We start from the raw sequence: 25349 nt of genomic DNA on the forward strand, positions 1-25349 counted from the left end.
GCGACCGCGGTGTCGTTCATGCGGTTGGAGAAGCCCCATTCGTTGTCGTACCAGGTGAGGATACGCACGAAGTTGCCTTCCATGACCTTGGTCTGGTCGATCGCGAAGATCGAGGAGTGGTTGTCGTGGTTGAAGTCGCGGGAGACGAGCGGCTCTTCCGTGTAGCCGAGGACGCCCTTCAGCTTGCCGTTGGCGGCGGCCTTGATGGTCTCGTTGATTTCCTGGACCGTGGTTGCCTTCTTGGCGACGAACTTGAAGTCGACGACCGAGACGTTCGGGGTCGGAACGCGGATCGACGTGCCGTCGAGCTTGCCCTTGAGGTGCGGCAGGACGAGGCCGACGGCCTTGGCGGCGCCGGTGGAGGTCGGGATCATCGACAGAGCGGCAGCGCGGGCGCGGTACAGATCCTTGTGCATCTGGTCGAGCGAGGGCTGATCGTTCGTGTAGGAGTGGATCGTGGTCATGAAGCCGTGGTCGATGCCCACTGCGTCGTCAAGAACCTTCACGACCGGAACCAGGCAGTTCGTGGTGCAGGACGCATTGGAGATGACCATGTGCTCGCTGGTGAGCTGGTCATGGTTGACGCCATAGACGACCGTCAGGTCAGCGCCTTCGGCCGGGGCCGAGACGAGGACGCGCTTGGCGCCGGCGGTCAGGTGTGCTGCGGCCTTTTCACGCGCGGTGAAGATGCCCGTGCATTCCATCGCGATATCGACGCCGAGTTCCCTGTGCGGCAGGGTTGCCGGGTCCTTGATCGCGGTGACCTTGATCGGCCTGCCGTTGTTGATGGTGATGGTGTCGCCCTCGACCTTCACCTCGGCCGGGAAACGACCGTGGATGGAGTCGTAGCGCAGCAGGTGAGCATTGGTCTCGACGGGGCCGAGATCGTTGATGGACACCACTACGATGTCGGTGCGGCCGGATTCGACGATGGCGCGCAGGATGTTGCGGCCGATGCGGCCGAAGCCGTTGATGCTCACTTTCACAGTCATTTCACAAACTCCCGCTTGTTCTCAAATCTTCACGTTGTTGCGTCAGCCGAGACGCTGTTCAGCAGCGGCGACAACCGCTTCCGCGGTGATGCCGAAGTGCTTGAACAGCTCCTTGGCGGGGCCGGAGGCGCCGAAGGACTTCATGCCGATGAAGACGCCGTCGGAGCCGATGATGTGGTCCCAGCCCTCACGGACGGCAGCCTCTACGGCAATCTTGACCGGCGCATGGCCGATGATCGCCTCGATATAATCTTCCGATTGTTCGGCGAAGAGCTCGACGCAGGGCACGGAGACGACGCGCGTCGGGATGCCCTTCTGCTCCAGCACGCCCTGAGCCTTGATGGCGATCTCGACTTCCGAGCCGGAAGCGAAGATCGAAACCTTGGCATCGCTTGCCGAAATCAGCTCGTAGGCGCCATAGGCGCAGAGGTTCTTCTCTTCGTATTCCTTGCGCGCCGGCGTCAGGTTCTGGCGGGTGAGAGCCAGGCCGGACGGGCGGTGCTTCTCCTTCAGCGCGAGCTGCCAGCATTCCGCCGTTTCGGTCTCGTCGGCCGGGCGGAAGAGGAGCAGGTTGGGGATGGCGCGGAGTGCCGCCAGATGCTCGACCGGCTGGTGGGTCGGGCCGTCTTCGCCGACGCCGATGGAATCATGCGTCCAGACGTGGACGACGCGGATGCCCATGAGTGCGGCGAGGCGAACCGAGGGACGGCAGTAATCGGAGAAGATTAGGAAGCCGCCGGAATAGGGGATGAGGCCGCCGTGAAGCGCGATGCCGTTCATGGCGGCGGCCATGGCATGCTCGCGGATGCCCCAATGCACGTAGCGGCCGGTGAAATCGGTCGGGGTGATCGACTTCATCTGGCTGGTCTTGGTGTTGTTGGACGGCGTCAGATCCGCCGATCCGCCGATCGTCTCGGTGACGATGCTGTTGATGATCTCGAGCGTGTCCTCGGACGCCTTGCGGGTGGCGACCGTCGGGTTGTTCTCGGCGACCTTCTTCTTGAAGGCGTCAATGGCGCTGTCGAAGCCGCCCGGCAGGTCGCCGGCGAAGCGCCGCACGAATTCCGCCTTCTTCTCCGGGGCGGTGGCGGCAAGGCGCTCTTCCCATTCCTTGCGGGCCTTGGTGGAGCGCAGACCGGCGAGGCGCCAGGCATCCAGCACGTCGGCGGGAACGGTGAAGGCTTCCGCCTCCCAGTTCAGCGCCTTGCGGGTGGCGGCGATTTCTTCCGCACCGAGCGGCGCGCCGTGGACCTTGTGGGTGCCGGCCTTGTTCGGAGCGCCGAAGCCGATGACGGTCTTGCAGGCGATGAAGGTCGGGCGATCCGATTTCTGCGCCTCTTCGATCGCGGCCGCGATCTGGTCGATGTCGTGGCCGTCGATGGCGATCGTGTTCCAGTTGGCGGCCTTGAAGCGGGCGACCTGGTCGGTCGAGTCGGCCAGCGAAACGGCGCCGTCGATGGTGATGGAGTTGTTGTCCCAGAAGAGGACGAGCTTGTTGAGCTTCAGGTGGCCGGCGAGCGTGATCGCCTCCTGGCTGATGCCTTCCATGAGGCAGCCGTCGCCGCACAGCGCATAGGTATGGTGGCTCTGCAGATCGCTGCCGAATTCGGTTTCGAGCTTGCGCTCGGCGATCGCCATGCCGACGGCGTTGGCAATGCCCTGGCCGAGCGGACCCGTGGTGGTCTCGATGCCCGAGGCGTGGCCGTATTCCGGATGGCCGGCGGTCTTCGAACCGAGCTGGCGGAACTGCTTCAGATCCTCGATCGTCATATCCTCGTAGCCGGTGAGGTAGAGGAGAGAATAGAGCAGCATCGAGCCGTGGCCGGCGGACAGAACGAAGCGGTCGCGATCGGGCCAGAGCGGGTTCTTCGGGTCGAATTTCAGGTAGCGCGTGAAGAGAACCGTCGCGATGTCGGCCGCGCCCATCGGAAGGCCGGGATGGCCGGAATTGGCCTTTTCCACAGCATCCATGGCAAGGAATCGGATCGCATTCGCCATCCGGTTATGTTTGTCGCGAGAGGTCATGGCTAATCCGTTTTTCCGGTGTCGATCACGGTCTGGGAGAGGACCGTATGAAAGCGGGTGATCCTTAGCAGGTGCAACGCGCAAGTCAATAAAACTGCGCCCCGGAAAAGGGCCTCTTGGCCAACAATCCCGCAGCCTGCTTGAATTATGAGCAGGCATGGCGAGTGCTTGCAATACTTCGAAAAAAGCGGTGATCCACAGGTAGGACAGGCACTTAACCGCGGGTTTGTTGACCGGTTTCGTGACGGGGACTAGTCTCGCGTCATGTCGGAAAGGGCGGCTTCACGATTCGGCCAGCCCTCGGTGCCAGCAGCGGAAAAAAGTGGATGCCCGCGGAAAAGACGGTGGAGCAGGCGATTTCGGAACTCAAGGCAGCAATCGGGGGCCTGGAGAACGCCGTCGATATGCGCATCGAGCGACAGCGCATGAACAGCGATGTCGAGGGCGAGGTAAAGCGGGTGCATGCCGACCGGGCAAGGCTCGCACAGGAACTCGACCAGTCGCAATTCAGGGCGAACCGTCTGGAAGAGGTCAACCGGGAGGTTTCCCGGCGGTTGGTGACGGCGATGGAGACGATCCGCGCCGTGCTGGATCGTTAAACGAGGATATGGGATGGCCCAGGTTACGGTGACGATCGACGGCAAGGCCTATCGCATGGCCTGCGAGGAGGGGCAGGAGAATCACCTGGCCGAACTCGCCGATCGCTTCGACAGCTATGTGGGTCATCTCAAGGGGCAGTTCGGAGAAATCGGCGATCTGCGCATCACGGTGATGGCCGGCATCATGATCATGGACGAGCTTTCGGAAATGACGCGCAAGATCGCGGCGCTGGAAGGCGAGATCGCTTCGCTCGCGTCCAATCGCGACGGCGCCCTGGAAGTGCAGCAGCGCAGCGACGAGGCCGTGGCGCTGGCGCTCAGCGACCTCGCCGTGCGGCTCAACGGGCTGACGGCCAAGCTCAACGGCCGTGTTGCCGCAACGGTCAATTGATCCGGCCATGAGGAAAAATCAATAGGCGCCACTGGCGCAAATCAAGCTTCGCCCTTATATTGCGAACGCGGTCTGCGCCTCTCGACAGGAACCACAATCCCTGGGGCCATACTCGATCCAAAGGGAGCTGTCCCTGACCAGGCCCGTGGGCTTGGACACACGGTGCCCACCTACGTTTGTAGGCGCCCAGGATCGTAAATCTCCATCGGTTGCCGTGGATCGCGCTTTCTTCTTTTTCGAGTTTCGTGAGGCCGTGGCATCCTCCTTTCACGGCGTCCGCGAACCGGCTGTGCCGTCGGGTTTCACCGGCTTGAGGCATTATCTCCCAAACATTCCTTCCGCTTTTTGTTCCAAGCATTGCATTGGCCGGGTTGCCCCCCTATGATCGGGCCCGAGTGAAGGTGCATAGCTCCGAAAACCGGCTCCGGTTTTCTGAACTGTGCGCGAAACATCGTTTCCAGGATTGCCCGCCGTTTTGCAGCGGCATGGCCTTCGAAGCGGTGAACTGTTTCGTGCGCAGGATATTGTCCCAGCTAAAGAGCTTCTCTTGTTAACTGAAATATTCATCGTCATTGCTCTCACCGTTTTGAACGGTGTCCTCGCAATGTCGGAACTTGCCGTCGTCTCATCCCGCCCCATACGTCTGAAAGTCATGGCCGAGCAGGGCAACCGGGGGGCGGCGACCGCCATACGGCTTGCGGAAGATCCGGGCCGCTTTCTTTCCAGTGTTCAGATCGGCATTACCCTCGTCGGCATTCTGTCCGGCGCCTTCTCGGGCGCGACGCTTGGCGCCCGCTTCAGCAACTGGCTGCAGGTCCAGGGCCTTTCGACAAGCGCGGCGGATGCGCTCGGCGTCGGCTCGGTCGTGGTCGCCATCACCTATCTCTCGTTGATCGTCGGCGAACTCGTGCCGAAGCAGATCGCGTTGCGCGCACCGGAGGCGGTCGCGGCGCGTGTCGCACCCGCCATGAAATTGCTCGCGACATTCGCAGCGCCGATCGTCTGGTTCCTCGACGTTTCCGGCCGGACAGTGCTGCGACTTCTGGGGCAGAGGGGGGAGACCGGCGACCGGGTGACGGACGAGGAGATCCGCACCGTGCTTGCCGAGGCGCAGAGCGCCGGCGTGATCGAGAACGAGGAATCGGCGATGATCTCGGGCGTCATGCGGCTTGCCGACCGTACCGCGCGCGGCCTGATGACGCCGCGTCGCGACGTCGAGGTGGTCGATACCGAGGACGATCCGGAAGAACTCCGGACGCAGCTCAGGGCGACGACCCGTTCCCGCCTGCCGGTGCGCAAGGGCAGTTCCGACGAAATCGTTGGCGTGCTTTTCGTCAAGGATGCCTATGATTTCATGGCCGGCGGCAAGCTGTTCGATATCAAGAACATCATGCGCGACGCGCCGGTGGTCTCGGATCTGACCGGGGCGCTCGACGTGATCCAGGCGCTTCGGCGCGCGCCGGCCCATATGGTGCTGGTCTATGACGAATACGGCCATTTCGAAGGCATCATCACCTCCGGCGACGTGCTGGAGGCCATTACCGGCGTCTTCCAGGAAGACGAGGAGCAGGAGCCTGCCATCGTGCCGCGCGATGACGGTTCGTTCCTGATTGCCGGCTGGATGCCGGTCGACGAGTTCTCCGACCAGATGGGCTTCTCGCTGGGCAATGATCCTGACTACGAGACGGTCGCCGGCTTCGTGCTGGACGAGTTGAAGCATATTCCCGAACTCGGCGAGAGCTTCGTAAAGGACGGCTGGTGCTTCGAGGTGATCGATCTCGACGGACGCCGCATCGACAAATTGCTCGTGCGGCGGGCGGACGACTGATGACGGAGAGCCGCAGGAAGGCAGCCTTGAGGGAGGGGCGACTTGCCGCGCGCGACGCGATCCCGCCCGAAGAGCGCATCGAAAAGAGCCTTGCCATGGTGGCTTTCGGGCAGGAGGTAGTCGAGATCCGTCCGGGCACGATCGTTTCCGCCTTCCTTCCCATACGTTCGGAGGCCGACATTCGGCCTCTGATGGCTCTCTTGAGGGATCGCGGCGCGCGTATCTGCGTTCCCGTCATCCTGGACAAGCAGACCATCGTCTTCCGCGAACTCATCCGCGGCGCGGAACTGGTGAAGGGCGTTTTCGGCACTTCAGGGCCCGGACCGGAGGCGCCGGAACTCGAGCCCGACATCATGCTCGTGCCCCTTTCGGCCTTCGACGCGGTGGGTCATCGGATCGGCTACGGGGGTGGTTATTACGACCGCGCCATCCGGCGGCTGCACGAAAAAGGCCGGGACCCGCTGCTGATCGGGATTGCATTCGATTGCCAGGAGGTGGCATTTGTGCCCGCTGAAGATCACGACGTCAGATTGAATGCCGTCCTGACCGAAAGCGGTTTCCGGCCTTTCAGCCGGTAGATTGGATTGATATGCGTCTTTTATTCCTGGGGGACATGGTGGGCAAGACCGGCCGCACGGCGGTCTGGGAAAAGCTCCCCGGCCTCGTCTCCGACCTGAAGCTGGACTTCGTCATCGTCAACGGCGAGAACGCCGCCGGCGGCTTCGGCATCACCGAGGAAATCTTCCTCGAGACGGTCAATGCCGGTGCGGACGTGGTGACGACCGGCAACCACGTCTGGGACCAGAAGGAGGCGGTCTCCTTTTCCGAGCGGCACGACCAGTTCCTGAGACCTGCGAACTATCCGGCCGGAACGCCGGGCAGGGGTTCGGGCATCTATTATGCCCGCAACGGCGCCCGCGTGCTGGTCGCCAACATCATGGGGCGCGTCTTCATGCATCCCGAACTCGACGATCCCTTCAAGTCAGCCGAAGCGATCCTCGCCGCGTGCCCCTTGAAGGAGCAGGCGGATGCGATCGTCTTCGATTTCCATGCGGAGGCCACGAGCGAGAAGCAATGCTTCGGGCATTTCGTCGACGGCCGCGCCAGCCTGGTGGTGGGAACGCACACGCATGTGCCGACCGCCGATTGCCAGATCCTGAACGGCGGCACGGGCTACATGACCGATGCGGGCATGTGCGGCGATTACGACTCTTCTCTCGGCATGGACAAGGAGGAGCCGCTGAACCGCTTCATCTCGAAGATGCCGAAGGGGCGTTTCGAAGCCGCGACCGGCCCGGCCACAATCTGTGGGCTCGGGATCGAGATTTCCGATTCAACCGGACTTGCGGAAAAGATCGCGCCGCTGAGGATCGGCCCGAGGCTTTCGGAGAGCATTCCGGACTTCTGGAACTGACACCGCTTGCGGGTACGCCACCGCTGAAATGACGGAAATGTGAGGCCCGGCCGGCGAAAACCGGCTGGACCGGGTTTTCGCATTGCCGCATCTTCTTGGCCGTTGAATGGACTTGAGGGTGGCATGATGCTGCGGACCGTCGCATTCGCATTTTCCGGTTTTCTTCTCTTCGCAGCGGCGGCCAGCGCGCAGGATGCGCCCGTCAGCCAGTGCCATGCAATCGCCAGCAAGCTTCCCGACGTCACCTTCGCGAGCCTCAAACCGGCCGATCTCCTGCTGGCGCAAGCGAAGAGCGATGACGCGCTTTCGGCCAGAGAGGAAGTCAGGATCACCTTCGTCGGCCATTCGACCTATTTCATCGAATCCCCCGGCGGCGTCGGGATCGCGACGGATTACAGCGGCGCATATCAGCCCGATCGTCTTCCAGACGTGGTGACGATGAACAAGGCGCATTCGACGCATTACACCCTCAACCCCGATCCCGAGATCGAACATGTGTTGCATGGATGGAGCGATGTGCCGGGAGAAATGGCCAAGCATAACCTGGCGGTGGGGGATGCCTATATCCGCAACGTCACCACCGACATCCGCTCATGGGGCGGCGATTTCGAGGAGAACGGCAATTCGATCTTCATCTTCGAGATCGCCGGCCTGTGCATTGGCCATCTCGGGCATCTGCATCACGAATTGACCGACGACCACTATACCGAGATCGGCCGCCTCGACGTTCTCATGGTGCCGGTCGACGGCGGGCTCACCATGGGTGCGGACAGCATGAGCCGCGTCGTGCAGCGGCTGCGCTCGGCGCTCATCCTGCCCATGCACCGCTGGGGACCGCCGCTCGACCGCTTCCTCTCGATGTTCGACGGCAGGTTCGACATCGCCCATGCGAGCGAACGCACGCTTCGCGTTTCGCTGCGCACGCTGCCCAGGAAGCCGACGATCATGGTGCCGCAGGGCCTTTGAGGCCCTAGCGTCTGCCTTCGCCCCGCCAGCAAAAGCATCGAATGCTCTTGAACGGGCAGCCCTTCGAAATTATAAGGCGCCCATTCCAGAACAAGCCGAAGCTAAAACATCAGGGGTGCCATGGCTGGCCATTCACAGTTCAAGAACATCATGCACCGCAAGGGTCGCCAGGATTCGATCCGGTCCAAGCTGTTCTCCAAGCTTGCGCGCGAAATCACCGTTGCGGCAAAGGCGGGTCTGCCCGACCCGACCATGAATGCGGCTTTGCGTCTGGCGGTTCAGAACGCCAAGGCGCAGTCCATGCCGAAGGACAATATCGATCGCGCCATCAAGAAGGCATCCGGTGCCGACGCCGAGACCTATGATGCGGTCCGCTACGAGGGTTACGGCCCGGGCGGCACGGCCGTCATCGTCGAGGCGCTGACCGACAACCGCAACCGCACGGCTTCGAATGTCCGCTCGATCTTCTCCAAGGCGGGCGGCGCGCTCGGCGAAACCGGATCGGTTTCCTTCTCCTTCGACCATGTGGGCGAGATCACCTACAAGCCCTCCGCCGGCGATGCCGACACGGTGATGGAAGCAGCGATCGAGGCCGGCGCCGACGACGTGACCTCCGACGAAGACGGCCACACCATTATCTGCGAGTTCGAAAGCCTCGGCGAAGTTTCCAAGGCGCTTGAAGCCACGCTCGGCGAGGCCGAAACGGTCAAGGCGATCTGGAGGCCGCAGAACACCATCGAGGTGGACGAGGAAAAAGCCCAGTCGCTGATGAAGCTCATCGACAATCTCGAGGACGACGACGACGTGCAGAACGTCTATTCGAACTTCGAGGTTTCCGACGAGGTCATGGCCAAGCTCTCGGCCTAATTTTTCCCCTCCCCAACCCCTCCCCATAAGGGGGAGGGGCTAATCCGTCGAACCCTGCTGGGGTGCGGCGAATTTTCTCCCCCCTTGTGGGGGAGATGGCCGGCAGGCCAGAGGGGGTAGTGCTATGCTTCCACCTTCTCCATCATCGGCAGGGTTGCAAACAGCTCGACCGACCTCAGTCGCGCCTCAATGTCGTGGATCGGCATCGAGATGATGAGTTCGTCCGCTTCCGTTTCCTTCAGGAAATCCGTGAGCTTCGCCTCGATCGTGGAAACCGAGCCCACCGCGGCATAGCGAAGCGTATGCTCGACGCTCAGCTTCTCCATCGGCGTCCAGAGGCCTTCCATGCTGTCGACCGGTTTCGGGAAGCGCGTGCGGATGTTCTTGCGAAGGTTCACGAATTGCTGCTGCGACGAGGTGAAGAGCCGGTCGGCTTCCGCGTCCGTTTCTGCCGCAGCGCCCATCACGCCCACCATGACATAGGGTTTGTCCAGCGACGCGGAGGGCTGAAAGCGGTCGCGATAGATGGAAATGGCGTCGATCAGCATGTCCGGCGCGAAATGCGAGGCGAAGGCGTATGGGAGGCCCAGGGCCGCGGCGAGATGGGCGCTGTAGAGGCTCGAGCCCAGGAGCCAGATCGGAACCTGGCTGTTCATTCCGGGTACGGCCAGGATAGGCTGATTTTCCTCCGGCGCCCCAAGAAGGCGCTGCAATTCGACGATGTCATGCGGGAAGTTTTCCGCGCCGGATTCCAGGTTACGGCGCAGGGCCTGGGCGGTGCGCATGTCGGTTCCGGGAGCCCGGCCGAGGCCGAGATCGACGCGACCGGGAAGGAGCGCTTCCAGCGTGCCGAACTGCTCGGCGATCACCAGCGGCGAATGGTTCGGCAGCATGATGCCGCCGGAGCCGACGCGGATGGTCTTCGTCGCCGCGCCCAGATGGGCGATGACCAGAGAGGTCGCGGCACTGGCAATGCCCGGCATGCCGTGATGCTCGGCAAGCCAGACGCGCTTATATCCCTGTTCTTCGGCCTTGATCGCCATGCGGCGGGATTGTTCGAGGGCATCGCGCGCGGAATGGTCTTCACCGATCGGTGAAAGATCGAGAATGGAGAAGGGGATCATCGGCATGTCCAATAGGGCGGTTGAGGGGCGGGATTGTTCGCCCCTCATGTAGGCACTCGCCGGCGAAATGCGACCCCTCCGCCAATCACCGGAAACAGGCCGGCCTGACGCTGCCGCTCATGATTTGACGAGGCGCAGATGCGTGCCCGGCCGCGATGGCGTCGGAGGTTGCGGCGTCAGAACGGTGACGGGAATGTACCGTCCGGCCTGCTGGCCGATTGCCGCGATCTCCCGATCCATCCGGTCGAGGATCATCCTCAGCGCGTGTTCGCCGGCATTTCCCTGGCGGCTTGCCCTGGCAAGCTCGGAAAGATCGGCCTGCAAGGCGGAGGCCGCGTCGGCCTCGATGACCGCGCCCGTCGCGAGATCGCGGACATGCTCGTCCAGAGCATCGACATAGAGGGAGATGGCGGCGATCTCGCGGCCTGTCCGCTCGGCGCGATCTCGGGCGAGGGTTGCCGCTTGCGCCGACCCAGCCACGGCCGCCGAGAGCATGCCTGCCGTGGCTGCAAGACCTTCGGCCAGCGCGCGAAGTTCCTTGCCGTTGGCCTCGTTTCCTGCCTTCGATGCCAGTTTCCCGGCCTCGCCGGCGGTCTGCTCGATCGCGGCGACCAGCGGCGTCAGATCAAGCGTTGCTTCTTCTGCGTTGCCGAGCGCCGCAAGGGAAGCCTCACAGGCCTGCCGGGGCTCGCGCATGTCGAGCCGTGCGTTATGGGCGATCGCGCCCGCATGCTCAGCCTGGGTCTTCTGCCGTCCGGCGGTCAGCGCGAGCTCGCTCGCTTCGGCGAAGGCTTTGGTCAGCATCGAAGCCTGGGCGGCTGCCGCATCGGCCCGGCCTTCCAGCTCCTGGCGTAGGTTATAGGAGGCATCGCGCAGGAGATCGGATCTTTCCGCCACCGCCTCCATGCTGCCTGCGATCATGCGCAGGCTTCGGTTGAAATCGTTGCGAAGCCCTTCGTAGGCTCTCGGGAAGGGCGTTTCGATGACGTGGGAGAGATCGCCGGAGGCGAGGCTGCGCAAGCCCGCATCCAGCGCGCTGACGACGCTGCGCAGGTTCTGCACCTCGATCTCGATGTTCTCGCGATCCTTCAGCATGGTCGGCTCTCCTGGCATCTCGGGCCCGCATTTCGTCGAAGCGGAATGCGGAAAGGAAGAGGTCGTTGCATCGGCTAAGACCGTTCTCCCCGAAACCTTGGCCGGAGACTTAACAAGCGGTTAACCTAAATCGGGCGCATGCGTCGTTTTTGTTTTGTTCACATTCTCGTGGCACTTGCCGATGCCGAAAGGTAGGGTAAGGCATGACAGAGACGATTCGCATCATCGGCATAGATCCGGGCCTCCGGCGCACCGGCTGGGGCGTCATCGAGACGCTCGGCAACAGCTTGCGCTTCGTCGCTTCGGGCACCGTCATTTCCGATGGCGACATGGATCTCGCCTCCCGCCTTTGCCAGCTCCATGACGGGCTTGCCGAGGTGGTGCACGCCTACCAGCCGGACGAGGCGGCGGTGGAGCAGACCTTCGTCAACAAGGATGCCGTCGCCACGCTGAAGCTCGGCCAGGCGAGGGGGATCGCCATGCTGGTGCCGGCGCGGGCCGGATTGCCGGTTTCCGAATACGCCCCGAACGCGGTGAAGAAGTCGGTGATCGGTGTCGGCCACGGGGAAAAGCAGCAGATCCACATGATGCTGAAGATCCTGATGCCGAAGGCGACATTCACCGGCAACGACGCAGCCGACGCATTGGCCATCGCCATCTGCCACGCGCATCATCGGGGCGGCCAGCGAATGCGCGCGGTGCTCGCCGGCTAGTTTGTTCTTGACTTGTTCTTAATGTAAGGATATTTCTTACTCGTATTACGGAGGGCGTGATGCGAGTGACATCGAAAGGCCAAGTGACCATACCACGGGATCTGCGCGAGCTCGCCGGGATCGAAACCAACAGCGAGGTGGTCTTTGCCATGGAAGGCGGGAAGATTACCATTGTTCCGAAGGTGGATCGGCGAATGGCGGCCGACCGGCAGCGACTCGATCGCTTCATGCAGGCGCTTCGCAGGGTGGAGGGAACCGGCGATCAGGCTGTGGATGCGGACGCATTGATGCGCATCACGCGGGACCGTGATTAACCGGTGGCGACGCTCGTCGATACGAATGTGCTGGTCGATGTCGCCGTTCGCGACCCGGACTGGCATTCATGGTCGCTCAACCAGTTGTTTGCTGCGGCCGGGCGCGGCGCCGTCATCATAAACCAGATCATCTACTCCGAATTCTCCTATCGCTACGACGATCCCGACGAGGTTGAGAGGCTACTTCCCGAAACCGAGTTTCTGCGCGAAGGTCTGCCCTGGCCCGCTGCATTCGCGGCGGCACAGGCGTTCCGGCTCTATCGGGCGGGAGGGGGCAAGAAGGAGCGGGTGCTTCCGGATTTCCTGATCGGTGCCCATGCGGCCATCCGGGGATATCCGATCCTCACGCGCGACCCTTCCGGATACCGCAGCTATTTCCCCATGGTCGAGCTGATCACGCCGGAAACCCACCCCATGAAGGACCTGACCAGATGATCGGCAAGCTCAAAGGCACCATCGACGAGATCGGCGAGGACTACCTGCTCGTGGACGTGCATGGCGTCTGTTACGAAGCCTTCTGCTCGGGACGCACGCTTTCGAAGATAGGGTCGGTGGGCGAGGCGGTGGTGCTGTTCATCGAGACCTATGTGCGCGAGGACCAGTTCAAGCTCTTCGGTTTCGCCTCGGCTCTGGAGCGCGAATGGTTCAACTTGCTTCAGAGCGTACAGGGGGTCGGCGCCAAGGTGGCGCTTGCGGTGCTCTCGACGCTGACGCCTTCCGAGCTCGCCAATGCCATTGCCTTGCAGGATAAGGCTACAGTCGCCCGTGCGCCGGGGGTAGGGCCGAAGGTCGCGGTGCGCATCGTCACCGAACTGAAGAACAAGGCGCCCGCCTTTGCAGGGGATGCCGCCGCCAATATCGGCATCAAGCAGGAACTCGGCGAAGGGGTGGCCGCCGCGCCCGTCGCGGATGCTGTCTCGGCGCTTACCAATCTCGGCTACTCGCGCGACCAGGCCGCAAATGCGGTCGCTGCGGCGTTGAAGAACGGGGGTGAAGAGGCCGACAGCGCCAAGCTGATCCGGCTGGGGCTGAAAGAGCTGGCGCGATAGAAGGATTGCAAAGGGTATGCTGCCTTACTATTCTAAAAATGTAAGGCGAGGCGGAGCGGAGCTGTAAGATGGGCTTCAATATCACGATCACATCCAAGGGGCAGATGACCATCCCGAAGGACCTGCGCGATCAACTGAAGGTCAAGCCGGGTGACAAGTGTTATGCCTGGGTTCGCAACGGGGAGATGGTGGTCATCCCAAGGAACAAACCCCTAAGCGAACTGGCAAGCATACTCGGCAAGCCGCCGGTTGATGCGCCGTTCTTGCAGAGGGATATTGATGATGCCGTTATGGATGCGGCCGTCGAGCGATATGAAAGAGCGATCGAGCAGAGCGGTGGAGAATGAGTGAGCGCATCGGCATCGACACCAACGTTCTGTTGCGGATTGCCATTCCCGACGACGTGAGGCAGGTGGATGCCCTTCGCAGGCTCTTGGATCGGCTGGGCACTGACGACATTCTCTTTGTCAATGTCTCCGTCATACTTGAAGCGAATTGGGTTCTGAATCGCAAATATCGCTATCCAAAGGACCGTATTTTGGATTTCATTCAGGCCATATTGGAGCGCCGCGAATTCGAAGTGGCGGCTTATGAGGCGGTTGGCAATGCCGTCCATTTCTGCCGGATGTTCAATGTAGATTTCGCCGATGCCCTGCTGAGTGAAATGAATCGAATCGACGGCTGCAGCACGACAATGACCTTCGACAAAAAGGCAGCAAGCCGCGTACCCGGAATGGAACTTCTCGCATGAATGAACCCGCCCGCCTGATAACGCCGGAAAAGCGTGGCGAAGACCTGGATACGACGCTGCGGCCGCAGACGCTGGACGATTTCACCGGCCAGGCGGAGGCGCGCGCCAATCTGAAAATCTTCATCGAGGCGGCGAAGAATCGTGGCGAGGCGCTGGATCACGTGCTCTTCGTCGGGCCGCCGGGGCTGGGCAAGACGACGCTGGCCCAGATCATGGCGAAGGAACTCGGCGTCAATTTCCGCTCGACCTCCGGCCCGGTGATCGCCAAGGCCGGCGATCTAGCGGCGCTGCTCACCAATCTCGAAGAGCGCGACGTGCTCTTCATCGACGAAATCCACCGGCTCAATCCGGCTGTCGAGGAAATCCTCTATCCGGCCATGGAGGATTTCCAGCTCGATCTCATCATCGGCGAAGGTCCGGCGGCGCGTTCGGTCAAGATCGACCTTTCGAAGTTCACGCTGGTGGCCGCGACGACCCGGCTCGGCCTCCTCACCACGCCGTTGCGGGACCGGTTCGGCATTCCGGTGCGGCTCAGCTTCTATACCGTCGAGGAACTGGAACTGATCGTCCGGCGTGGGGCGCGGCTCATGAACCTGCCGATGACCGATGACGGGGCGCGCGAGGTGGCGAGACGGGCGCGCGGGACGCCGCGCATCGCCGGGCGCCTATTGCGCCGGGTGCGCGATTTTGCCGAGGTGGCGCGCGCCGAGGCGGTCACACGCGAGATCGCCGACGAGGCGCTCAACCGGCTCCTTGTCGACAATATGGGGCTCGATCAGCTCGACCGGCGCTACCTCAGCATGATCGCGATGAATTTCGGCGGCGGCCCGGTCGGCATCGAGACGATCGCGGCCGGGCTTTCCGAGCCGCGGGACGCGATCGAGGACATCATCGAGCCCTACATGATCCAACAGGGCTTCATCCAGCGCACGCCGCGCGGCCGGGTGCTGACGGCCAATGCCTGGAAGCATCTGGGTCTCCAACCGCCGAAGGATATCGAGGCGGCGCAGTTCCGTCTGTTCACAGAGGAAGACTGAGTGGTTACCCGTCGGGGCTTGCTGCGGACGTTCGGGACGATGCTGCTTGCCAGCGTGGCGACCGGCGCCTATGCGGTGGCCTATGAACCGGTTTTCCGCCTGCGGACCGCGACCTATCGGATCACGCCGCCGAACTGGCCGGAAGGTTTGCGCCTGCGGCTGGTGCTGCTCGCCGACCTGCATGCCTGCGAACCGTGGATGCCGGCCTGGCGCATCCGGAGCATCTGCGGGGAGGCAAACCGGCTCGGCGGCGACATGATCCTCCTTCTCGGGGATTTCGTTTCCGGAATGACGCTGTCGCTGGGCACGGTCGCGCCGGAAATATGGGCCGGAGAGCTGGCGAAGCTTTCCGCGCCGCTCGGTGTGCATGCCATCATGGGCAATCACGATTGGGGCGACGACCCGGAAGCCATGGCGAAAATGGAGGGGCCGACGATTTCGCACCGCGCTCTCGCCTCCGTCGGCATACTGGTCTACGACAACCGCGCGGAGCGGTTCGAGAAGGAAGGGCAAGCTTTCTGGTTGGCCGGGCTTGCCGACCAGCTCGAGCCGCGCCGCGGACAGGATGATCTGCCTGGAACACTCGCCCAGGTCACGGACGACGCACCGGTCATCCTCATGGCGCATGAGCCGGACATCTTTCCGCGCGTGCCGCCGCGGATCGCGGTCACGCTTTCTGGACATACCCATGGCGGCCAGATCCGCCTGTTCGATTATTCGCCCATGGTTCCCTCGCAATTCGGCAATCGCTATGCCTATGGTCATGTGGTGGAGGATGCCCGCAATCTCGTCGTATCGGGCGGGCTCGGCTGTTCCATCATGCCGGTGCGCCTAGGCTCTCCTCCCGAAATCACAGTCGTCGACTTAGGTTAGACACATGCCCGGCCGCACCCGTATCCGAATTAAGTCCAAGCCGAAGCGTGTTTTCCAGATGCGGGTGGCGGGCTTGGGTTTTCGCGAAGGCCATGTGCTGGTGCACCGGGCCGTGCATGAACCGTTCTGGACCTTTCCGGGTGGCAGGGCCGAAATCGGGGAAACTTCCGAGGAGACGCTTCGGCGCGAGATGATCGAGGAGCTCGGCGTCGAGGTGGGGGTAGGGCGGCTTCTCTGGGTGGTCGAGAACTTCTTCCAGTACGAGGAGCGCGACTGGCACGAACTCGGCTTCTATTACCACATGGATGTGCCGGCGCATTTCCCCTTCCGGCCGCACGAAATCGTCCACCGGGTTCAGGACGAGCACGAGCTGGAATTCAAATGGGTGCCGGCGACGGTCGCTTCGCTCCGGGCACTCGACATTCCGCCCTATTTCATCGCGGAAGAGATCGAAAGCCTGCCGCCAAGCCCGCGCCATCTCGTCTGGCGTGATGGCGATCTCGACTTGAAACCCTGATTTTCGGAACATCGCCGGTCGTTTCCGGTTCTCCTGCCGAAGGAGAAACCTCATGCAACATATCGAGAAGGCTGAAGAATATCCCAGCCGTGTTCCGCCGCCCGAGGTCGCGGTGGCTGCCGAGAGGGGGTTGAAGCTTCGCACCCAGTTCCGGCGCGGAGGCACGATGGCGGCGATTGCCAGGGCACGTGATCTCAAGAACCGCAGACCGCTTTCCGAGCAGACGATGCGGCGCATGATCCGCTACTTCAAGCGCTTGAAGAGCGAGAGCCGAGCCGAGAATTTCGGAAACGAGGAGAACCCTTCCACCGGCTATATCGCTTGGCTGCTCTGGGGTGGCGATGCCGGCAAGGCCTGGGCGGAAGAGCATAAGCAGGCCATGGAAAAGGCGAAAAGCGAAGCTCGGACGCGACGGTTCAGCCGGCAGGGCTGAAAGCTGCGGCGATCTCGCGGATGGTCTCACGGAAGAGGTCTTCGCCTCCGGGCCGCCAGCCGAGCGTTTCTATCTTATCCGTCGACATGACATCGATCGCGCCGCGATCGGCGGCCGGCGGCAGTTCATGCGGCCGGTCGGGGAGGGCGGAGAGGATGTCGCGCGTATCGACCAGAATATCCGAGACGTTGAAAGCCTGCCGGTCGATCCTGCCGGCTTCGGCCTCAAGCATCAGCCGCACGGCCGCCGCGGTATCGCGTCCGTGCACCTCGGTTCCGGCGCGTGGCGAAACCGGGTTCCCGGCCAGATAATCGGCAATGAGGCCATCCCATTTGTTGGGTGTGAAATGGCCGTAGACGCCGGTGAGCCTGAGGCTGGCGGTGGCAAAGCCTGGGCTGGAGAGGGCGGCGAGCGCCATTTCGCCGAGCAGCTTGATCTCGCCGTAAAGGCTTTTCGGGGCAAGCGCCAGGTCTTCGGTCAGCACCGTATCCGGCGGGAGGCCGTCATAGACGGCGCGGCTGGAAAGAAAGACCGCGCGCCGCGTGCCGGCTTTGCGCGCCGTCTCGAAGAGACGCACGGTGCCGTCGAGATTCAGCCGGCGAAAGCGCTCCGGATCATCTCCTTCGCCGCCGCGGTATTTTCCCGGCACGTGATCGAAGGCGGCATGGACGAAAAAATAGGCATCGTCGAAGGCTTCGATCTGGTCGGCATCGGGATCGAGCGAGAGGGGAACGAAGCCGACCGGCCGTGAAAACCAGCTGTCCGGCGGTGGGCGCTGCCCGCCGATGATGACCCGGTAGCCGCCGGCAAGGAGGCCTTCCACGATATGCCGGCCGACAAGGCCCGTTCCGCCGGAGACCAGCACCTTCATGGGCTTGGCTTCGGTTTCGGCATGCTGGAAAGATCTGGGATGCCTGCACCGTCATGCACCGCATGCCAGAGATCGATCAGGGGCCGCAACCGCTCCATCTTAGGATGATCCTTTTCCCAAGGCTTCTCATACTGGTAGTGGAGGATGCAAACGCTGTTCCAGTCCCAGAGTTCCGGCAGATTGAACCATACATATTGCAGCATGTTCATGAAGACCGGCAGGCCGTGCCAATCGGGAAAGAAAGTTTCGAGGAAGGTCTGGTCGGTGCGCCGCCAGAAGGCATCCGAACGGTCGAGCGCCGCCAGCATCCGGTCGAAGGTCTCCATGGAAGGCTTCGCGACGAAAACGCCGGAATTCAGCCGGTGGAAATCCGCAAGGCTCTCGTAGACGTTCGGCGCGGCGGAGAATTCCGGATAGCCGAAGAGCTTATCGACGTTTCTCAGCACCAGCGCATCGGCATCGATGAAGACGCAAGTCTCGTATTCGACGAGCTGCCAGAGCCGGAGCTTGCAGAAATTGTCGAGGGGCGTGTGGAAGTCCGGCTTGCGGCCCTTGGTGAAAGGCGCCGCGCCATGCAGGTTGCGGCGCGCGTGACGCTCGTTGAACGCATCGGAGAGCGGCAGGTGAGCGACTTTGATCAGCTGGCAACCCAGCCCTTCGAGCGGCGCGAGTTCGGAATGGGTTATTCCGCCGGTATGCAGCACGACGATATCCGCTTTCGTTCCTGTCTGGCGGATCGACTGGGCGAGGGCTTTCGCTCCCATCGCGTAATCGGCATTGGTGACGAGAGTGACGAAGGCGTGCTTCATGAGGCTTGGTGCTCTCCACACTCTCCGTCATTCCTGTGCTTGTCACAGGAATCCAGCCACGGCGCGTCTGCGCCGTGAATGAGCCTTTTTCGATCAATGAGTCTTCTGCGCCCAAGGACTTGGGCGCGCTGGACTCCTGTGACAGGCACAGGAATGACGGTATGTGAGGCAACCCTCGGCGTTCCCATCCGACTCACGATACCGATTTCAACCGCTTGCCTTCCGGATCGTGCTCGACCTTGGCGGCGATGTCCCTGGTCCACGCCGAAACGGCAGGAACGCGAGTCCTGTCAACGCGATAGGCGAATTTCTTCGCAACATCGACGATCTCGCCGAGCAGGCCTTCGCCGAGCGTGATTGGTTCCAGGCCGAGACCTAGGAACTTTTCGTTCTTCACGACCAGCTCGTTTTCCGGCGCTTCCTTGCGCGGGTTCGGCAACCAGGCGATTTTCGAGCCGGTCATCTTCGCCACCATCTCGGCGAGGTCGCGCACCCGGTGAGTTTCCGTCATCTGGTTGAAGATCTCCGCCCGGCTGCCGCGCGCCGGCGGATTGTTGAGCGCGATCTCGATGCAGCGGACCGAATCCTGGATATGGATGAAGGCGCGGGTCTGCCCGCCGGTGCCGTGCACGGTCAGCGGATAACCGATCGCCGCCTGGATGAGAAAACGATTCAAGACCGTCCCGTAATCCCCGTCATAATCGAATCTATTGATCAATTGCGGGTGGCGGCGCGTTTGCTCCGTATGGGTGCCCCAGACGATGCCCTGGTGCAGGTCGGTGATCCGCAGCCCGTCGTTCTTCGCGTAGAACTGGAAGAGGAGCTGATCCAGGCATTTGGTCATGTGGTAGATCGAGCCGGGATTGGCCGGATAGAGAATTTCCTGGGAGACGGTGCGGCCATCGACGGTCTCGATCCCGACAGGCAGATAGCCTTCGGGGATGGCGGCGCCCACCGTCGAGTAGCCGTAGACGCCCATGGTGCCGAGATGCACCAGATGCGCGTCGAGTTCGAGCTCCACCAGCGCGTTTAACAGATTGTGCGTGGCGTTCACGTTGTTGTTGACCGTGTAGTTCTTGTGCCGGTCGCTCTTCATCGAGTAGGGCGCGGCACGCTGTTCGGCGAAATGGATGATGGCGTCCGGGCGATGCCTGGCGAGCCAGCCCTTGAGAAGCTCGTAGTCCTTGGCGAGATCGATGAGGTGGAAATGGATGCGCCTGCCGGTTTCCGCATGCCAGACCCGGGTGCGTTCCTGGATGCTGTCCATCGGGGTCAGCGATTGCACGCCGAGCTCGGTATCGATCCAGCGGCGGGAGAGATTGTCGAGGATATGCACCTCATGGCCGGCCTCGGAGAGGTGAAGCGATGTCGGCCAGCCGACGAAGCCGTCGCCGCCCAGGACTGCTATCTTCATGAAATTCGTCTCCACTGGTTTTCGCCGATTTTCCTGATAGGGAGGAAGTGTGACAGGCTTTCAATACTGGGTCAGCGTTCCACGATTATCCAGTGAGCAATGAGGATTTTCCAAGGCAAGCGCATGAACGAACACAGTTTTTTATTGTCCGGCGAATTGACGGAAATGGGCCATAGGCTCGCCCAGCGCGTCTATTATGAAGACACGGATTTCTCCGGCCTGGTCTATCATGCCCGCTATCTGCATTTCCTGGAGCGCGGCCGGACCGACTATCTCCGCTGCCTCGGATGCGAGCAGAGCGCGCTCTTGTCGGCGGATGAGGAAGGCCTGGTCTTCGTCGTCCATCGCATGGAGATCGACTTCAAGCAGCCGGCCCGGATGGACGATATCCTGACCATCGAGACAGTCACGGAGAAGGCGGGCGGCGCCAAGATGGTGCTGAACCAGGAGATCCGCCGGAACGGTACGCTGCTGATCGCAGCCAAGGTGATTATCGCCGTCATCAACAAGCACGGGCGCCCGCGCCGGCTTCCGGAAAGTGTCGCGGAGAAGTTCCTGAGTCATCCCAAGTAGATAGACTCGCCTCCTGTAACGCATTCTTAACGATAATGATGTCTTAATCCCTAGTAGAGCGATTCAGGATGAATGGAATCACTCTCAAGGGATTTGTGCGATGCACGCCTTCCTTTGACCAAAATTGAAGGCGAGAAGCCAAGCTGAAAGCTCAGGGCACCTAAAGGTAGAGAGCGCATTCAGCGGTTACGGTAAGGCGTCTTTCGCGAGCGCGCTTTTGAACCCGCCCGGTCTCAAGGCCGGGCGTTTGGATTCGGGGATAGTGGATAGATGGAACAGGTAGGTTTGGCCGCAGCGACGCATGATGTCAGCTTGTGGGCGCTGTTCATGCAGGCGGGTCTCGTCGTCAAATTGGTCATGATCGGGTTGCTTGGCGCATCCGTCTGGACCTGGGCGATCGTGATCGACAAGTATCTCAACTTCGCCAAGGCGCGTCGTCAGTTCGACCAGTTCGAGCAAGTGTTCTGGTCGGGGCAGTCGCTCGAGGAGCTCTATAGAACGCTCGCGGAACGGCAGAATACCGGTCTGGCGGCGATCTTCGTTGCGGCCATGCGCGAGTGGAAGAAAAGCTTCGAGCGCGGCGCGCGTTCGCCGATCGGCCTGCAAATGCGTATCGACCGGGCGATGGACGTGACCATGGCCCGCGAGGCCGAGGGCTACGAGGCGCGTCTCGGCTCGCTCGCCACGATCGGCTCCGCCGGTCCCTTCATCGGCCTCTTCGGAACGGTCGTCGGTATCATGACCTCCTTCCAGGCAATCGCCGGCTCGCAATCCACCAATCTCGCGGTCGTCGCGCCGGGTATTGCCGAGGCGCTGCTTGCTACCGCAATCGGTCTCGTCGCGGCCATTCCCGCCGTCGTGGCCTACAACAAGTTCACCGCCGACGCGGGCAAGCTCTCGGCGCGCATGGAAGGTTTTGCGGATGAATTTTCCGCCATCCTTTCGCGCCAGATCGATGAGAAACTGCAGACGCGCCAGGCAGCGCAGTAAGCCGGAGTAACGCCATGGGTATGTCGGCAGGAGGTGCGAACGCATCGGGCGGCGGTGGTCGTAGGCGTCGCGGACGCAAGCACGGTCCCGTCAGCGAGATCAACGTGACGCCGCTCGTCGACGTCATGCTCGTGCTGCTCATCATCTTCATGGTGGCGGCGCCGATGATGACGGTCGGCGTTCCGGTAGACCTGCCGCAGACGCAGGCCTCGGCGCTCAACTCGGAAACGCAGCCGATCACCATTTCCGTCAATGCGGATGGCCAGATCCACCTGCAGGAGACGCCGGTAACGGCGGACGAGATCACTGCCAAGCTGCAGGCGATCTCCACGACCGGTTATTCCGAGCGGATCTTCGTTCGCGCCGACTCCACGTCCGCCTATGGCATCGTCGCCGATGTCATGGCCCGCATCCAGGGGGCCGGATACAAGAACATCGGCCTCGTGACGCAGCAACGGCAGGAAAACCGATAAACGGCAATGAAGGCGAGCCTTACCACATCCGCGATCATCCATGCGACGGCGCTGACCTTCGCGCTGGTATCGCTTGGCGCGCCGGAGCCGCTTGACGTTTCCTATTCGGAATCATTGCCGGTCGACCTCGTGCCGATTGAGGAATTCAGCCAGATCCAGCAGGGCGACAAGAACGCGCCCAAGGCCGAGAGAGCGGCACCGGTGCCGACGACGAGGCCCGATCCGGTGGAAAATGCCGAGAACTTCGGCGACAACAACGTGGATATCAAGGCACCGCCGACGCCAACGGCAAAGCCGAGCGACAACGAGTCGGCGGCAGCTCCCGCCAAGCAGGAAACGCCTGCACCTGTGGTCGATGACAAACCGACCGCATCCACCGAAATCGCCAAGGAAGATACGGCTCCGCCGCCGCAGGAGGTGGCCTCCTTGCCTCAGCCCAAGCCTGAGGTGACGCCGCCCACACCTGCGCCCGAGCCCACGCCGCAACCGGAAACGGCCGCCCAGCCGGAAGAGCAGATGCCGCTGCCCGACAGCGTGCCGGTGCCGGCCATGCGGCCGAAGCCCGAGCCGCCGAAGGAGCAAGCCAAGCCTGCCGAGAAGCCGCCGGAGAAGAAACCCGAGACGCCCAAGGCGGCCGAGAAGCCGAGCGACAAGAAGGTGGCCGACAGGAAGCAGGAAGTGGCCAAGGCTTCCTCCTCCAAGGAAAGCGACTTCAACGCCGACGAGATTGCAGCGCTGCTGAACAAGCAGGCACCCGCGAATGGCGGCGCGAAGCGTTCGCAGCAGCAGGCGGCACTTGGCGGCAAAAAGACGACGGGCGGCTCCACGCTTTCTCAGAGCGAAATAGATGCGCTCAAAGGGCAGGTCGAGAAAAATTGGTCAATTGTCGCAGGTATCGAGGGCGCGGAGGGGATGATCATCACCGTCAAGATCAATCTTGACGAAACGGGTCAGATCATCGGACGTCCGGAGGTTTCATCCCAGGGAGGCACCGATACTGCGCGCCGGACCTTTGAGGGTAGCACGGTGCGAGCTGTGATGCGCTCAGCTCCGTTCAAGAACCTGCCTCCAGACAAGTACGACACCTGGAAAGAAGTCATACTTCACTTTGACCCAAGCGAAATGCTGTAGCTTAGATAGCTGAAAGGCTAACATAATGATGAAACGCTCTTTCATCCGCCTGATGATCGCGTTTGCCGGCATGGTGATGACATTCGCGCCGGCCCACGCGGTGGTGGAAATCAATATCAACAAGGGCAATGTCGAGCCGCTGCCGATTGCGATCACCGATTTCCTTTCGGGCAACGAGCTCGGCGCTCAGATTTCCCAGGTGATTGCCGCTGACCTGCAGCGCTCTGGCCTTTTCGCGCCGATCAACAAGACGGCCTTCATCGAAAAGATCTCCAATCCGGACCAGCAGCCTCGCTTCGAGGACTGGAAGGTCATCAACGCCCAGGCGCTCGTCACCGGCCGCGTGACGCGCGAGGGCGACGGTCGCCTGCGCGCCGAATTCCGTCTGTGGGACACGTTCGCCGGTCAGCAGATGACCGGCCAGCAGTTCTACACTCAGCCGGAGAACTGGCGTCGCGTGGCGCATATCATCGCCGATGCGATCTATAAGCAGATCACCGGTGAGGATGGCTATTTCGATACCCGCGTCGTCTTCGTTTCCGAATCGGGCACGAAGACCGCCCGCAAGCGCCAGCTCGCGATCATGGATCAGGACGGCTTCAATGTCCGCATGCTGACGGACGGCAGCGACCTTGTGCTCACGCCGCGTTTCTCGCCGAACCGGCAGGAAGTCACCTACATGTCCTTCGCCAACCAGCAGCCGCGCGTCTATCTGCTGCAGCTCGAAACCGGCCAGCGCGAGGTGGTCGGCAACTTCCCGGGCATGACCTTCTCTCCGCGCTTCTCGCCGGATGGCCAGAAGGTCATCATGAGCCTGCAGCAGGAGGGCAATTCGAATATCTACACGATGGATCTGCGCTCGCGCACGACGACGCGGCTCACCTCCACCGCAGCGATCGATACGTCGCCCTCCTATTCTCCTGACGGCAACCGCGTTGCCTTCGAGAGCGACCGCGGCGGCAAGCCGCAGATCTACGTGATGAATGCCGACGGTTCCGGCCAGACGCGCATTTCCTTCGGCGACGGCAGCTATTCGACGCCGGTCTGGTCTCCGCGTGGCGATCTCATCGCCTTTACCAAGCAGTCGGGCGGCAAGTTCTCGATCGGCGTGATGAAGCCGGACGGTTCGGGCGAGCGCATTCTGACGACGGGTTTCCACAACGAAGGCCCGACCTGGGCTCCGAACGGCCGCGTTCTCATGTTCTTCCGCCAGGCGGCGGGCTCGGGCGGACCGCAGCTCTATTCGATCGACCTGACCGGTTATAACGAGCAGCTCGTCAAAACGCCGGCCTATGCTTCCGATCCGGCCTGGTCGCCGCTGCTCGAATAAGGCGGGATGAAGGACAAGAGGCGCTCCGCGCCTCTTTCCCGCCTGAATCTCCTGAAAAAGGAGCCATTAAGGGACGTGTTGCCAAATCATTAACCATAATCGTTCGAACATGGTTAACCGAAAGCGGTTAGGGTCTGGCAACTCTGAAATACCGTTCTTCTGAAATACTGATCCAAGGAGAGACCGGCCATGAGCCGTACCGTTACCCCGGCGATGAGCCGCATGCAGAACCTCGCCCGCAACCCCGCCGTCATCGCGCTGACACTGGCGCTTGCCCTTGCCGGCTGCGCCAACAAGAAGAACCTGCCGAACAACGCCGGCGATCTCGGCCTCGGTGGCGCGGGCGCCGCAACGCCCGGTTCGAGCCAAGACTTCACCGTCAACGTCGGCGACCGCATTTTCTTCGATACCGACTCGACCTCGATCCGCGCCGACGCGCAGCAGACCCTCGACCGTCAGGCTCAGTGGCTAGCCCGCTATCCGAACTATGCGATCACCGTCGAAGGCCATGCCGACGAACGCGGCACCCGCGAGTACAACCTCGCGCTCGGCGCGCGCCGCGCGGCCGCTACCCGCGACTATCTCGCCGCCCGCGGCGTTCCGGCGAACCGCATGCGCACGATCTCGTACGGCAAGGAGCGCCCGGTCGCCGTCTGCGACGACATCTCCTGCTGGTCGCAGAACCGCCGCGCGGTCACCGTTCTCGGCGGCGCCGGTTCGTAATTCCGGCCACACGGCCAGGAATAAAAGGCGGCCTTCGGGCCGCCTTT

The 25349-nt window shown here is 62.2% G+C and carries 30 protein-coding genes and 1 other RNA gene; 24 read left to right on the forward strand and 7 right to left on the reverse strand.

All coding sequences use genetic code 11. From position 1 onward, the window contains the following. Together gap and tkt are read right to left on the reverse strand one after the other, a co-directional pair. Nucleotides 1-992: type I glyceraldehyde-3-phosphate dehydrogenase (gene gap, locus ACE04I_RS08140; protein ID WP_487206973.1), on the reverse strand; the 992-nt coding region annotated here is incomplete at its 3' end. A 42-nt stretch (nt 993-1034) separates the two neighbouring features. Next, nucleotides 1035-3017 (reverse strand): transketolase, encoded by a 1983-nt coding sequence (tkt, locus tag ACE04I_RS08145; protein WP_046794609.1) that lies wholly within the window; start codon nt 3015-3017, stop codon nt 1035-1037. A gap of 326 nt (nt 3018-3343) precedes the next feature. Between tkt and ACE04I_RS08150 the strand changes: the two genes are divergently transcribed. The 8 genes from ACE04I_RS08150 to ACE04I_RS08185 all read left to right on the forward strand — a co-directional run bounded on the left by ACE04I_RS08150 (nt 3344) and on the right by ACE04I_RS08185 (nt 9082). After that, nucleotides 3344-3616 (forward strand): DUF4164 domain-containing protein, encoded by a 273-nt coding sequence (locus ACE04I_RS08150; protein WP_046794608.1) that lies wholly within the window; start codon nt 3344-3346, stop codon nt 3614-3616. A gap of 13 nt (nt 3617-3629) precedes the next feature. Beyond that, complete coding sequence (locus ACE04I_RS08155; RefSeq protein ID WP_046794607.1) at nt 3630-4007, forward strand: cell division protein ZapA; 378 nt, start codon at nt 3630-3632, stop codon at nt 4005-4007. Between the two features lie 66 nt (nt 4008-4073). Beyond that, a non-coding RNA gene (ssrS, locus tag ACE04I_RS08160) (6S RNA) lies at nt 4074-4232 on the forward strand. A 322-nt stretch (nt 4233-4554) separates the two neighbouring features. After that, complete coding sequence (locus tag ACE04I_RS08165; RefSeq protein WP_082118338.1) at nt 4555-5835, forward strand: hemolysin family protein; 1281 nt, start codon at nt 4555-4557, stop codon at nt 5833-5835. Beyond that, nucleotides 5835-6413: a 5-formyltetrahydrofolate cyclo-ligase gene (locus ACE04I_RS08170; RefSeq protein ID WP_046794605.1), complete on the forward strand. Its 579-nt coding sequence runs from the start codon at nt 5835-5837 to the stop codon at nt 6411-6413. Before ACE04I_RS08165 ends, ACE04I_RS08170 begins: the two co-directional genes overlap by 1 nt. A gap of 11 nt (nt 6414-6424) precedes the next feature. Further along, nucleotides 6425-7249, forward strand: a complete 825-nt coding sequence (locus ACE04I_RS08175) for a TIGR00282 family metallophosphoesterase (protein ID WP_046794604.1) — start codon at nt 6425-6427, stop codon at nt 7247-7249. A 123-nt stretch (nt 7250-7372) separates the two neighbouring features. Further along, on the forward strand, nt 7373-8215 hold the full coding sequence (locus ACE04I_RS08180; RefSeq protein WP_046794603.1) for an MBL fold metallo-hydrolase: 843 nt from the start codon (nt 7373-7375) through the stop codon (nt 8213-8215). 120 nt (nt 8216-8335) lie between these two features. Then, nucleotides 8336-9082, forward strand: a complete 747-nt coding sequence (locus ACE04I_RS08185) for a YebC/PmpR family DNA-binding transcriptional regulator (RefSeq protein ID WP_046794602.1) — start codon at nt 8336-8338, stop codon at nt 9080-9082. Between the two features lie 122 nt (nt 9083-9204). Here ACE04I_RS08185 and ACE04I_RS08190 read toward each other — a convergent pair whose 3' ends face one another. Beyond that, complete coding sequence (locus ACE04I_RS08190) at nt 9205-10206, reverse strand: LLM class flavin-dependent oxidoreductase (protein ID WP_046795074.1); 1002 nt, start codon at nt 10204-10206, stop codon at nt 9205-9207. Between the two features lie 117 nt (nt 10207-10323). Beyond that, nucleotides 10324-11301 carry a methyl-accepting chemotaxis protein gene (locus tag ACE04I_RS08195; RefSeq protein ID WP_046794601.1) on the reverse strand — a complete coding sequence of 326 codons (978 nt, stop codon included), beginning with the start codon at nt 11299-11301 and terminating at the stop codon, nt 10324-10326. Nucleotides 11302-11504: 203 nt separating this feature from the next. On the opposite strand from ACE04I_RS08195, the gene ruvC reads away from it, so the two are divergent. From ruvC to ACE04I_RS08245, 10 genes are all read left to right on the forward strand, one after another. Beyond that, on the forward strand, nt 11505-12014 hold the full coding sequence (gene ruvC / locus ACE04I_RS08200; protein ID WP_046794600.1) for a crossover junction endodeoxyribonuclease RuvC: 510 nt from the start codon (nt 11505-11507) through the stop codon (nt 12012-12014). 59 nt (nt 12015-12073) lie between these two features. After that, nucleotides 12074-12328: an AbrB/MazE/SpoVT family DNA-binding domain-containing protein gene (locus ACE04I_RS08205; RefSeq protein ID WP_046794599.1), complete on the forward strand. Its 255-nt coding sequence runs from the start codon at nt 12074-12076 to the stop codon at nt 12326-12328. A 3-nt stretch (nt 12329-12331) separates the two neighbouring features. Next, complete coding sequence (locus tag ACE04I_RS08210; protein WP_046794598.1) at nt 12332-12763, forward strand: type II toxin-antitoxin system VapC family toxin; 432 nt, start codon at nt 12332-12334, stop codon at nt 12761-12763. Continuing rightward, entirely contained in the window at nt 12760-13377 is a 618-nt protein-coding gene (gene ruvA / locus ACE04I_RS08215; protein WP_046794597.1) for a Holliday junction branch migration protein RuvA, read from the forward strand. Before ACE04I_RS08210 ends, ruvA begins: the two co-directional genes overlap by 4 nt. Nucleotides 13378-13445: 68 nt before the next feature. Then, nucleotides 13446-13724 carry an AbrB/MazE/SpoVT family DNA-binding domain-containing protein gene (locus tag ACE04I_RS08220; protein ID WP_046794596.1) on the forward strand — a complete coding sequence of 93 codons (279 nt, stop codon included), beginning with the start codon at nt 13446-13448 and terminating at the stop codon, nt 13722-13724. After that, nucleotides 13721-14128 (forward strand): type II toxin-antitoxin system VapC family toxin, encoded by a 408-nt coding sequence (locus ACE04I_RS08225; protein WP_046794595.1) that lies wholly within the window; start codon nt 13721-13723, stop codon nt 14126-14128. Before ACE04I_RS08220 ends, ACE04I_RS08225 begins: the two co-directional genes overlap by 4 nt. After that, a complete protein-coding gene (ruvB, locus tag ACE04I_RS08230; RefSeq protein WP_046794594.1) occupies nt 14125-15165 on the forward strand; it encodes a Holliday junction branch migration DNA helicase RuvB in 1041 nt (346 codons plus the stop codon). Before ACE04I_RS08225 ends, ruvB begins: the two co-directional genes overlap by 4 nt. Then, nucleotides 15166-16038 carry a metallophosphoesterase gene (locus ACE04I_RS08235; protein WP_046794593.1) on the forward strand — a complete coding sequence of 291 codons (873 nt, stop codon included), beginning with the start codon at nt 15166-15168 and terminating at the stop codon, nt 16036-16038. A gap of 4 nt (nt 16039-16042) precedes the next feature. Further along, nucleotides 16043-16555 (forward strand): NUDIX hydrolase, encoded by a 513-nt coding sequence (locus ACE04I_RS08240; protein ID WP_046794592.1) that lies wholly within the window; start codon nt 16043-16045, stop codon nt 16553-16555. A 52-nt stretch (nt 16556-16607) separates the two neighbouring features. Beyond that, a complete protein-coding gene (locus ACE04I_RS08245) occupies nt 16608-16988 on the forward strand; it encodes a hypothetical protein (RefSeq protein ID WP_046794591.1) in 381 nt (126 codons plus the stop codon). Here the strand turns inward: ACE04I_RS08245 and ACE04I_RS08250 are convergent. The 3 genes from ACE04I_RS08250 to ACE04I_RS08260 form a co-directional block, all read right to left on the reverse strand. Next, entirely contained in the window at nt 16972-17859 is an 888-nt protein-coding gene (locus ACE04I_RS08250; protein ID WP_046794590.1) for an NAD-dependent epimerase/dehydratase family protein, read from the reverse strand. The two genes, ACE04I_RS08245 and ACE04I_RS08250, sit on opposite strands and share 17 nt — an antisense overlap. Next, a complete protein-coding gene (locus ACE04I_RS08255; protein WP_046794589.1) occupies nt 17856-18668 on the reverse strand; it encodes a glycosyltransferase in 813 nt (270 codons plus the stop codon). The genes ACE04I_RS08250 and ACE04I_RS08255 overlap by 4 nt, the downstream gene beginning before the upstream one ends. Before the next feature lie 193 nt (nt 18669-18861). Continuing rightward, nucleotides 18862-20082, reverse strand: a complete 1221-nt coding sequence (locus tag ACE04I_RS08260; protein WP_046795073.1) for an NAD-dependent epimerase/dehydratase family protein — start codon at nt 20080-20082, stop codon at nt 18862-18864. A 123-nt stretch (nt 20083-20205) separates the two neighbouring features. Here ACE04I_RS08260 and ybgC point away from each other — a divergent pair, with 123 nt between their 5' ends. The 6 genes from ybgC to pal all read left to right on the forward strand — a co-directional run bounded on the left by ybgC (nt 20206) and on the right by pal (nt 25302). Next, nucleotides 20206-20655, forward strand: a complete 450-nt coding sequence (ybgC, locus tag ACE04I_RS08265; RefSeq protein ID WP_046795072.1) for a tol-pal system-associated acyl-CoA thioesterase — start codon at nt 20206-20208, stop codon at nt 20653-20655. Nucleotides 20656-20925: 270 nt separating this feature from the next. Further along, nucleotides 20926-21645, forward strand: coding sequence for a protein TolQ (gene tolQ / locus ACE04I_RS08270; protein ID WP_046794588.1), 720 nt, complete (start codon nt 20926-20928; stop codon nt 21643-21645). 14 nt (nt 21646-21659) lie between these two features. Further along, a complete protein-coding gene (tolR, locus tag ACE04I_RS08275; RefSeq protein WP_046794587.1) occupies nt 21660-22118 on the forward strand; it encodes a protein TolR in 459 nt (152 codons plus the stop codon). 6 nt (nt 22119-22124) lie between these two features. Next, nucleotides 22125-23249, forward strand: a complete 1125-nt coding sequence (locus ACE04I_RS08280; RefSeq protein ID WP_046794586.1) for a PspC-like choline-binding domain-containing protein — start codon at nt 22125-22127, stop codon at nt 23247-23249. A gap of 25 nt (nt 23250-23274) precedes the next feature. After that, nucleotides 23275-24579 carry a Tol-Pal system beta propeller repeat protein TolB gene (tolB, locus tag ACE04I_RS08285; protein WP_046794585.1) on the forward strand — a complete coding sequence of 435 codons (1305 nt, stop codon included), beginning with the start codon at nt 23275-23277 and terminating at the stop codon, nt 24577-24579. 189 nt (nt 24580-24768) lie between these two features. Further along, nucleotides 24769-25302, forward strand: a complete 534-nt coding sequence (gene pal, locus ACE04I_RS08290) for a peptidoglycan-associated lipoprotein Pal (RefSeq protein WP_046794584.1) — start codon at nt 24769-24771, stop codon at nt 25300-25302. The last annotated feature ends 47 nt before the right edge of the window (nt 25303-25349 follow it).

This window comes from Rhizobium moroccans (assembly GCF_057559155.1).

Excerpts from the sequence above, each read along its gene's own strand:
- ACE04I_RS08170 (WP_046794605.1), top strand. The coding sequence starts at position 5,835 with ATGACGGAGAGCCGCAGGAAGGCAGCCTTGAGGGAGGGGCGACTTGCC.
- pal (WP_046794584.1), top strand. The coding sequence starts at position 24,769 with ATGAGCCGTACCGTTACCCCGGCGATGAGCCGCATGCAGAACCTCGCC.
- ACE04I_RS08245 (WP_046794591.1), top strand. The coding sequence starts at position 16,608 with ATGCAACATATCGAGAAGGCTGAAGAATATCCCAGCCGTGTTCCGCCG.
- tkt (WP_046794609.1), bottom strand. The coding sequence starts at position 3,017 with ATGACCTCTCGCGACAAACATAACCGGATGGCGAATGCGATCCGATTC.
- ACE04I_RS08225 (WP_046794595.1), top strand. The coding sequence starts at position 13,721 with ATGAGTGAGCGCATCGGCATCGACACCAACGTTCTGTTGCGGATTGCC.
- tolQ (WP_046794588.1), top strand. The coding sequence starts at position 20,926 with ATGGAACAGGTAGGTTTGGCCGCAGCGACGCATGATGTCAGCTTGTGG.
- ACE04I_RS08255 (WP_046794589.1), bottom strand. The coding sequence starts at position 18,668 with ATGAAGCACGCCTTCGTCACTCTCGTCACCAATGCCGATTACGCGATG.
- ACE04I_RS08195 (WP_046794601.1), bottom strand. The coding sequence starts at position 11,301 with ATGCTGAAGGATCGCGAGAACATCGAGATCGAGGTGCAGAACCTGCGC.
- ruvA (WP_046794597.1), top strand. The coding sequence starts at position 12,760 with ATGATCGGCAAGCTCAAAGGCACCATCGACGAGATCGGCGAGGACTAC.
- ACE04I_RS08240 (WP_046794592.1), top strand. The coding sequence starts at position 16,043 with ATGCCCGGCCGCACCCGTATCCGAATTAAGTCCAAGCCGAAGCGTGTT.
- ACE04I_RS08205 (WP_046794599.1), top strand. The coding sequence starts at position 12,074 with ATGCGAGTGACATCGAAAGGCCAAGTGACCATACCACGGGATCTGCGC.
- ACE04I_RS08260 (WP_046795073.1), bottom strand. The coding sequence starts at position 20,082 with ATGAAGATAGCAGTCCTGGGCGGCGACGGCTTCGTCGGCTGGCCGACA.
- ybgC (WP_046795072.1), top strand. The coding sequence starts at position 20,206 with ATGAACGAACACAGTTTTTTATTGTCCGGCGAATTGACGGAAATGGGC.
- ACE04I_RS08250 (WP_046794590.1), bottom strand. The coding sequence starts at position 17,859 with ATGAAGGTGCTGGTCTCCGGCGGAACGGGCCTTGTCGGCCGGCATATC.
- ACE04I_RS08185 (WP_046794602.1), top strand. The coding sequence starts at position 8,336 with ATGGCTGGCCATTCACAGTTCAAGAACATCATGCACCGCAAGGGTCGC.
- tolB (WP_046794585.1), top strand. The coding sequence starts at position 23,275 with ATGATGAAACGCTCTTTCATCCGCCTGATGATCGCGTTTGCCGGCATG.
- tolR (WP_046794587.1), top strand. The coding sequence starts at position 21,660 with ATGGGTATGTCGGCAGGAGGTGCGAACGCATCGGGCGGCGGTGGTCGT.
- ACE04I_RS08280 (WP_046794586.1), top strand. The coding sequence starts at position 22,125 with ATGAAGGCGAGCCTTACCACATCCGCGATCATCCATGCGACGGCGCTG.
- ACE04I_RS08150 (WP_046794608.1), top strand. The coding sequence starts at position 3,344 with ATGCCCGCGGAAAAGACGGTGGAGCAGGCGATTTCGGAACTCAAGGCA.
- ruvC (WP_046794600.1), top strand. The coding sequence starts at position 11,505 with ATGACAGAGACGATTCGCATCATCGGCATAGATCCGGGCCTCCGGCGC.
- ACE04I_RS08180 (WP_046794603.1), top strand. The coding sequence starts at position 7,373 with ATGATGCTGCGGACCGTCGCATTCGCATTTTCCGGTTTTCTTCTCTTC.
- ruvB (WP_046794594.1), top strand. The coding sequence starts at position 14,125 with ATGAATGAACCCGCCCGCCTGATAACGCCGGAAAAGCGTGGCGAAGAC.
- ACE04I_RS08175 (WP_046794604.1), top strand. The coding sequence starts at position 6,425 with ATGCGTCTTTTATTCCTGGGGGACATGGTGGGCAAGACCGGCCGCACG.
- ACE04I_RS08155 (WP_046794607.1), top strand. The coding sequence starts at position 3,630 with ATGGCCCAGGTTACGGTGACGATCGACGGCAAGGCCTATCGCATGGCC.
- ACE04I_RS08190 (WP_046795074.1), bottom strand. The coding sequence starts at position 10,206 with ATGATCCCCTTCTCCATTCTCGATCTTTCACCGATCGGTGAAGACCAT.
- ACE04I_RS08220 (WP_046794596.1), top strand. The coding sequence starts at position 13,446 with ATGGGCTTCAATATCACGATCACATCCAAGGGGCAGATGACCATCCCG.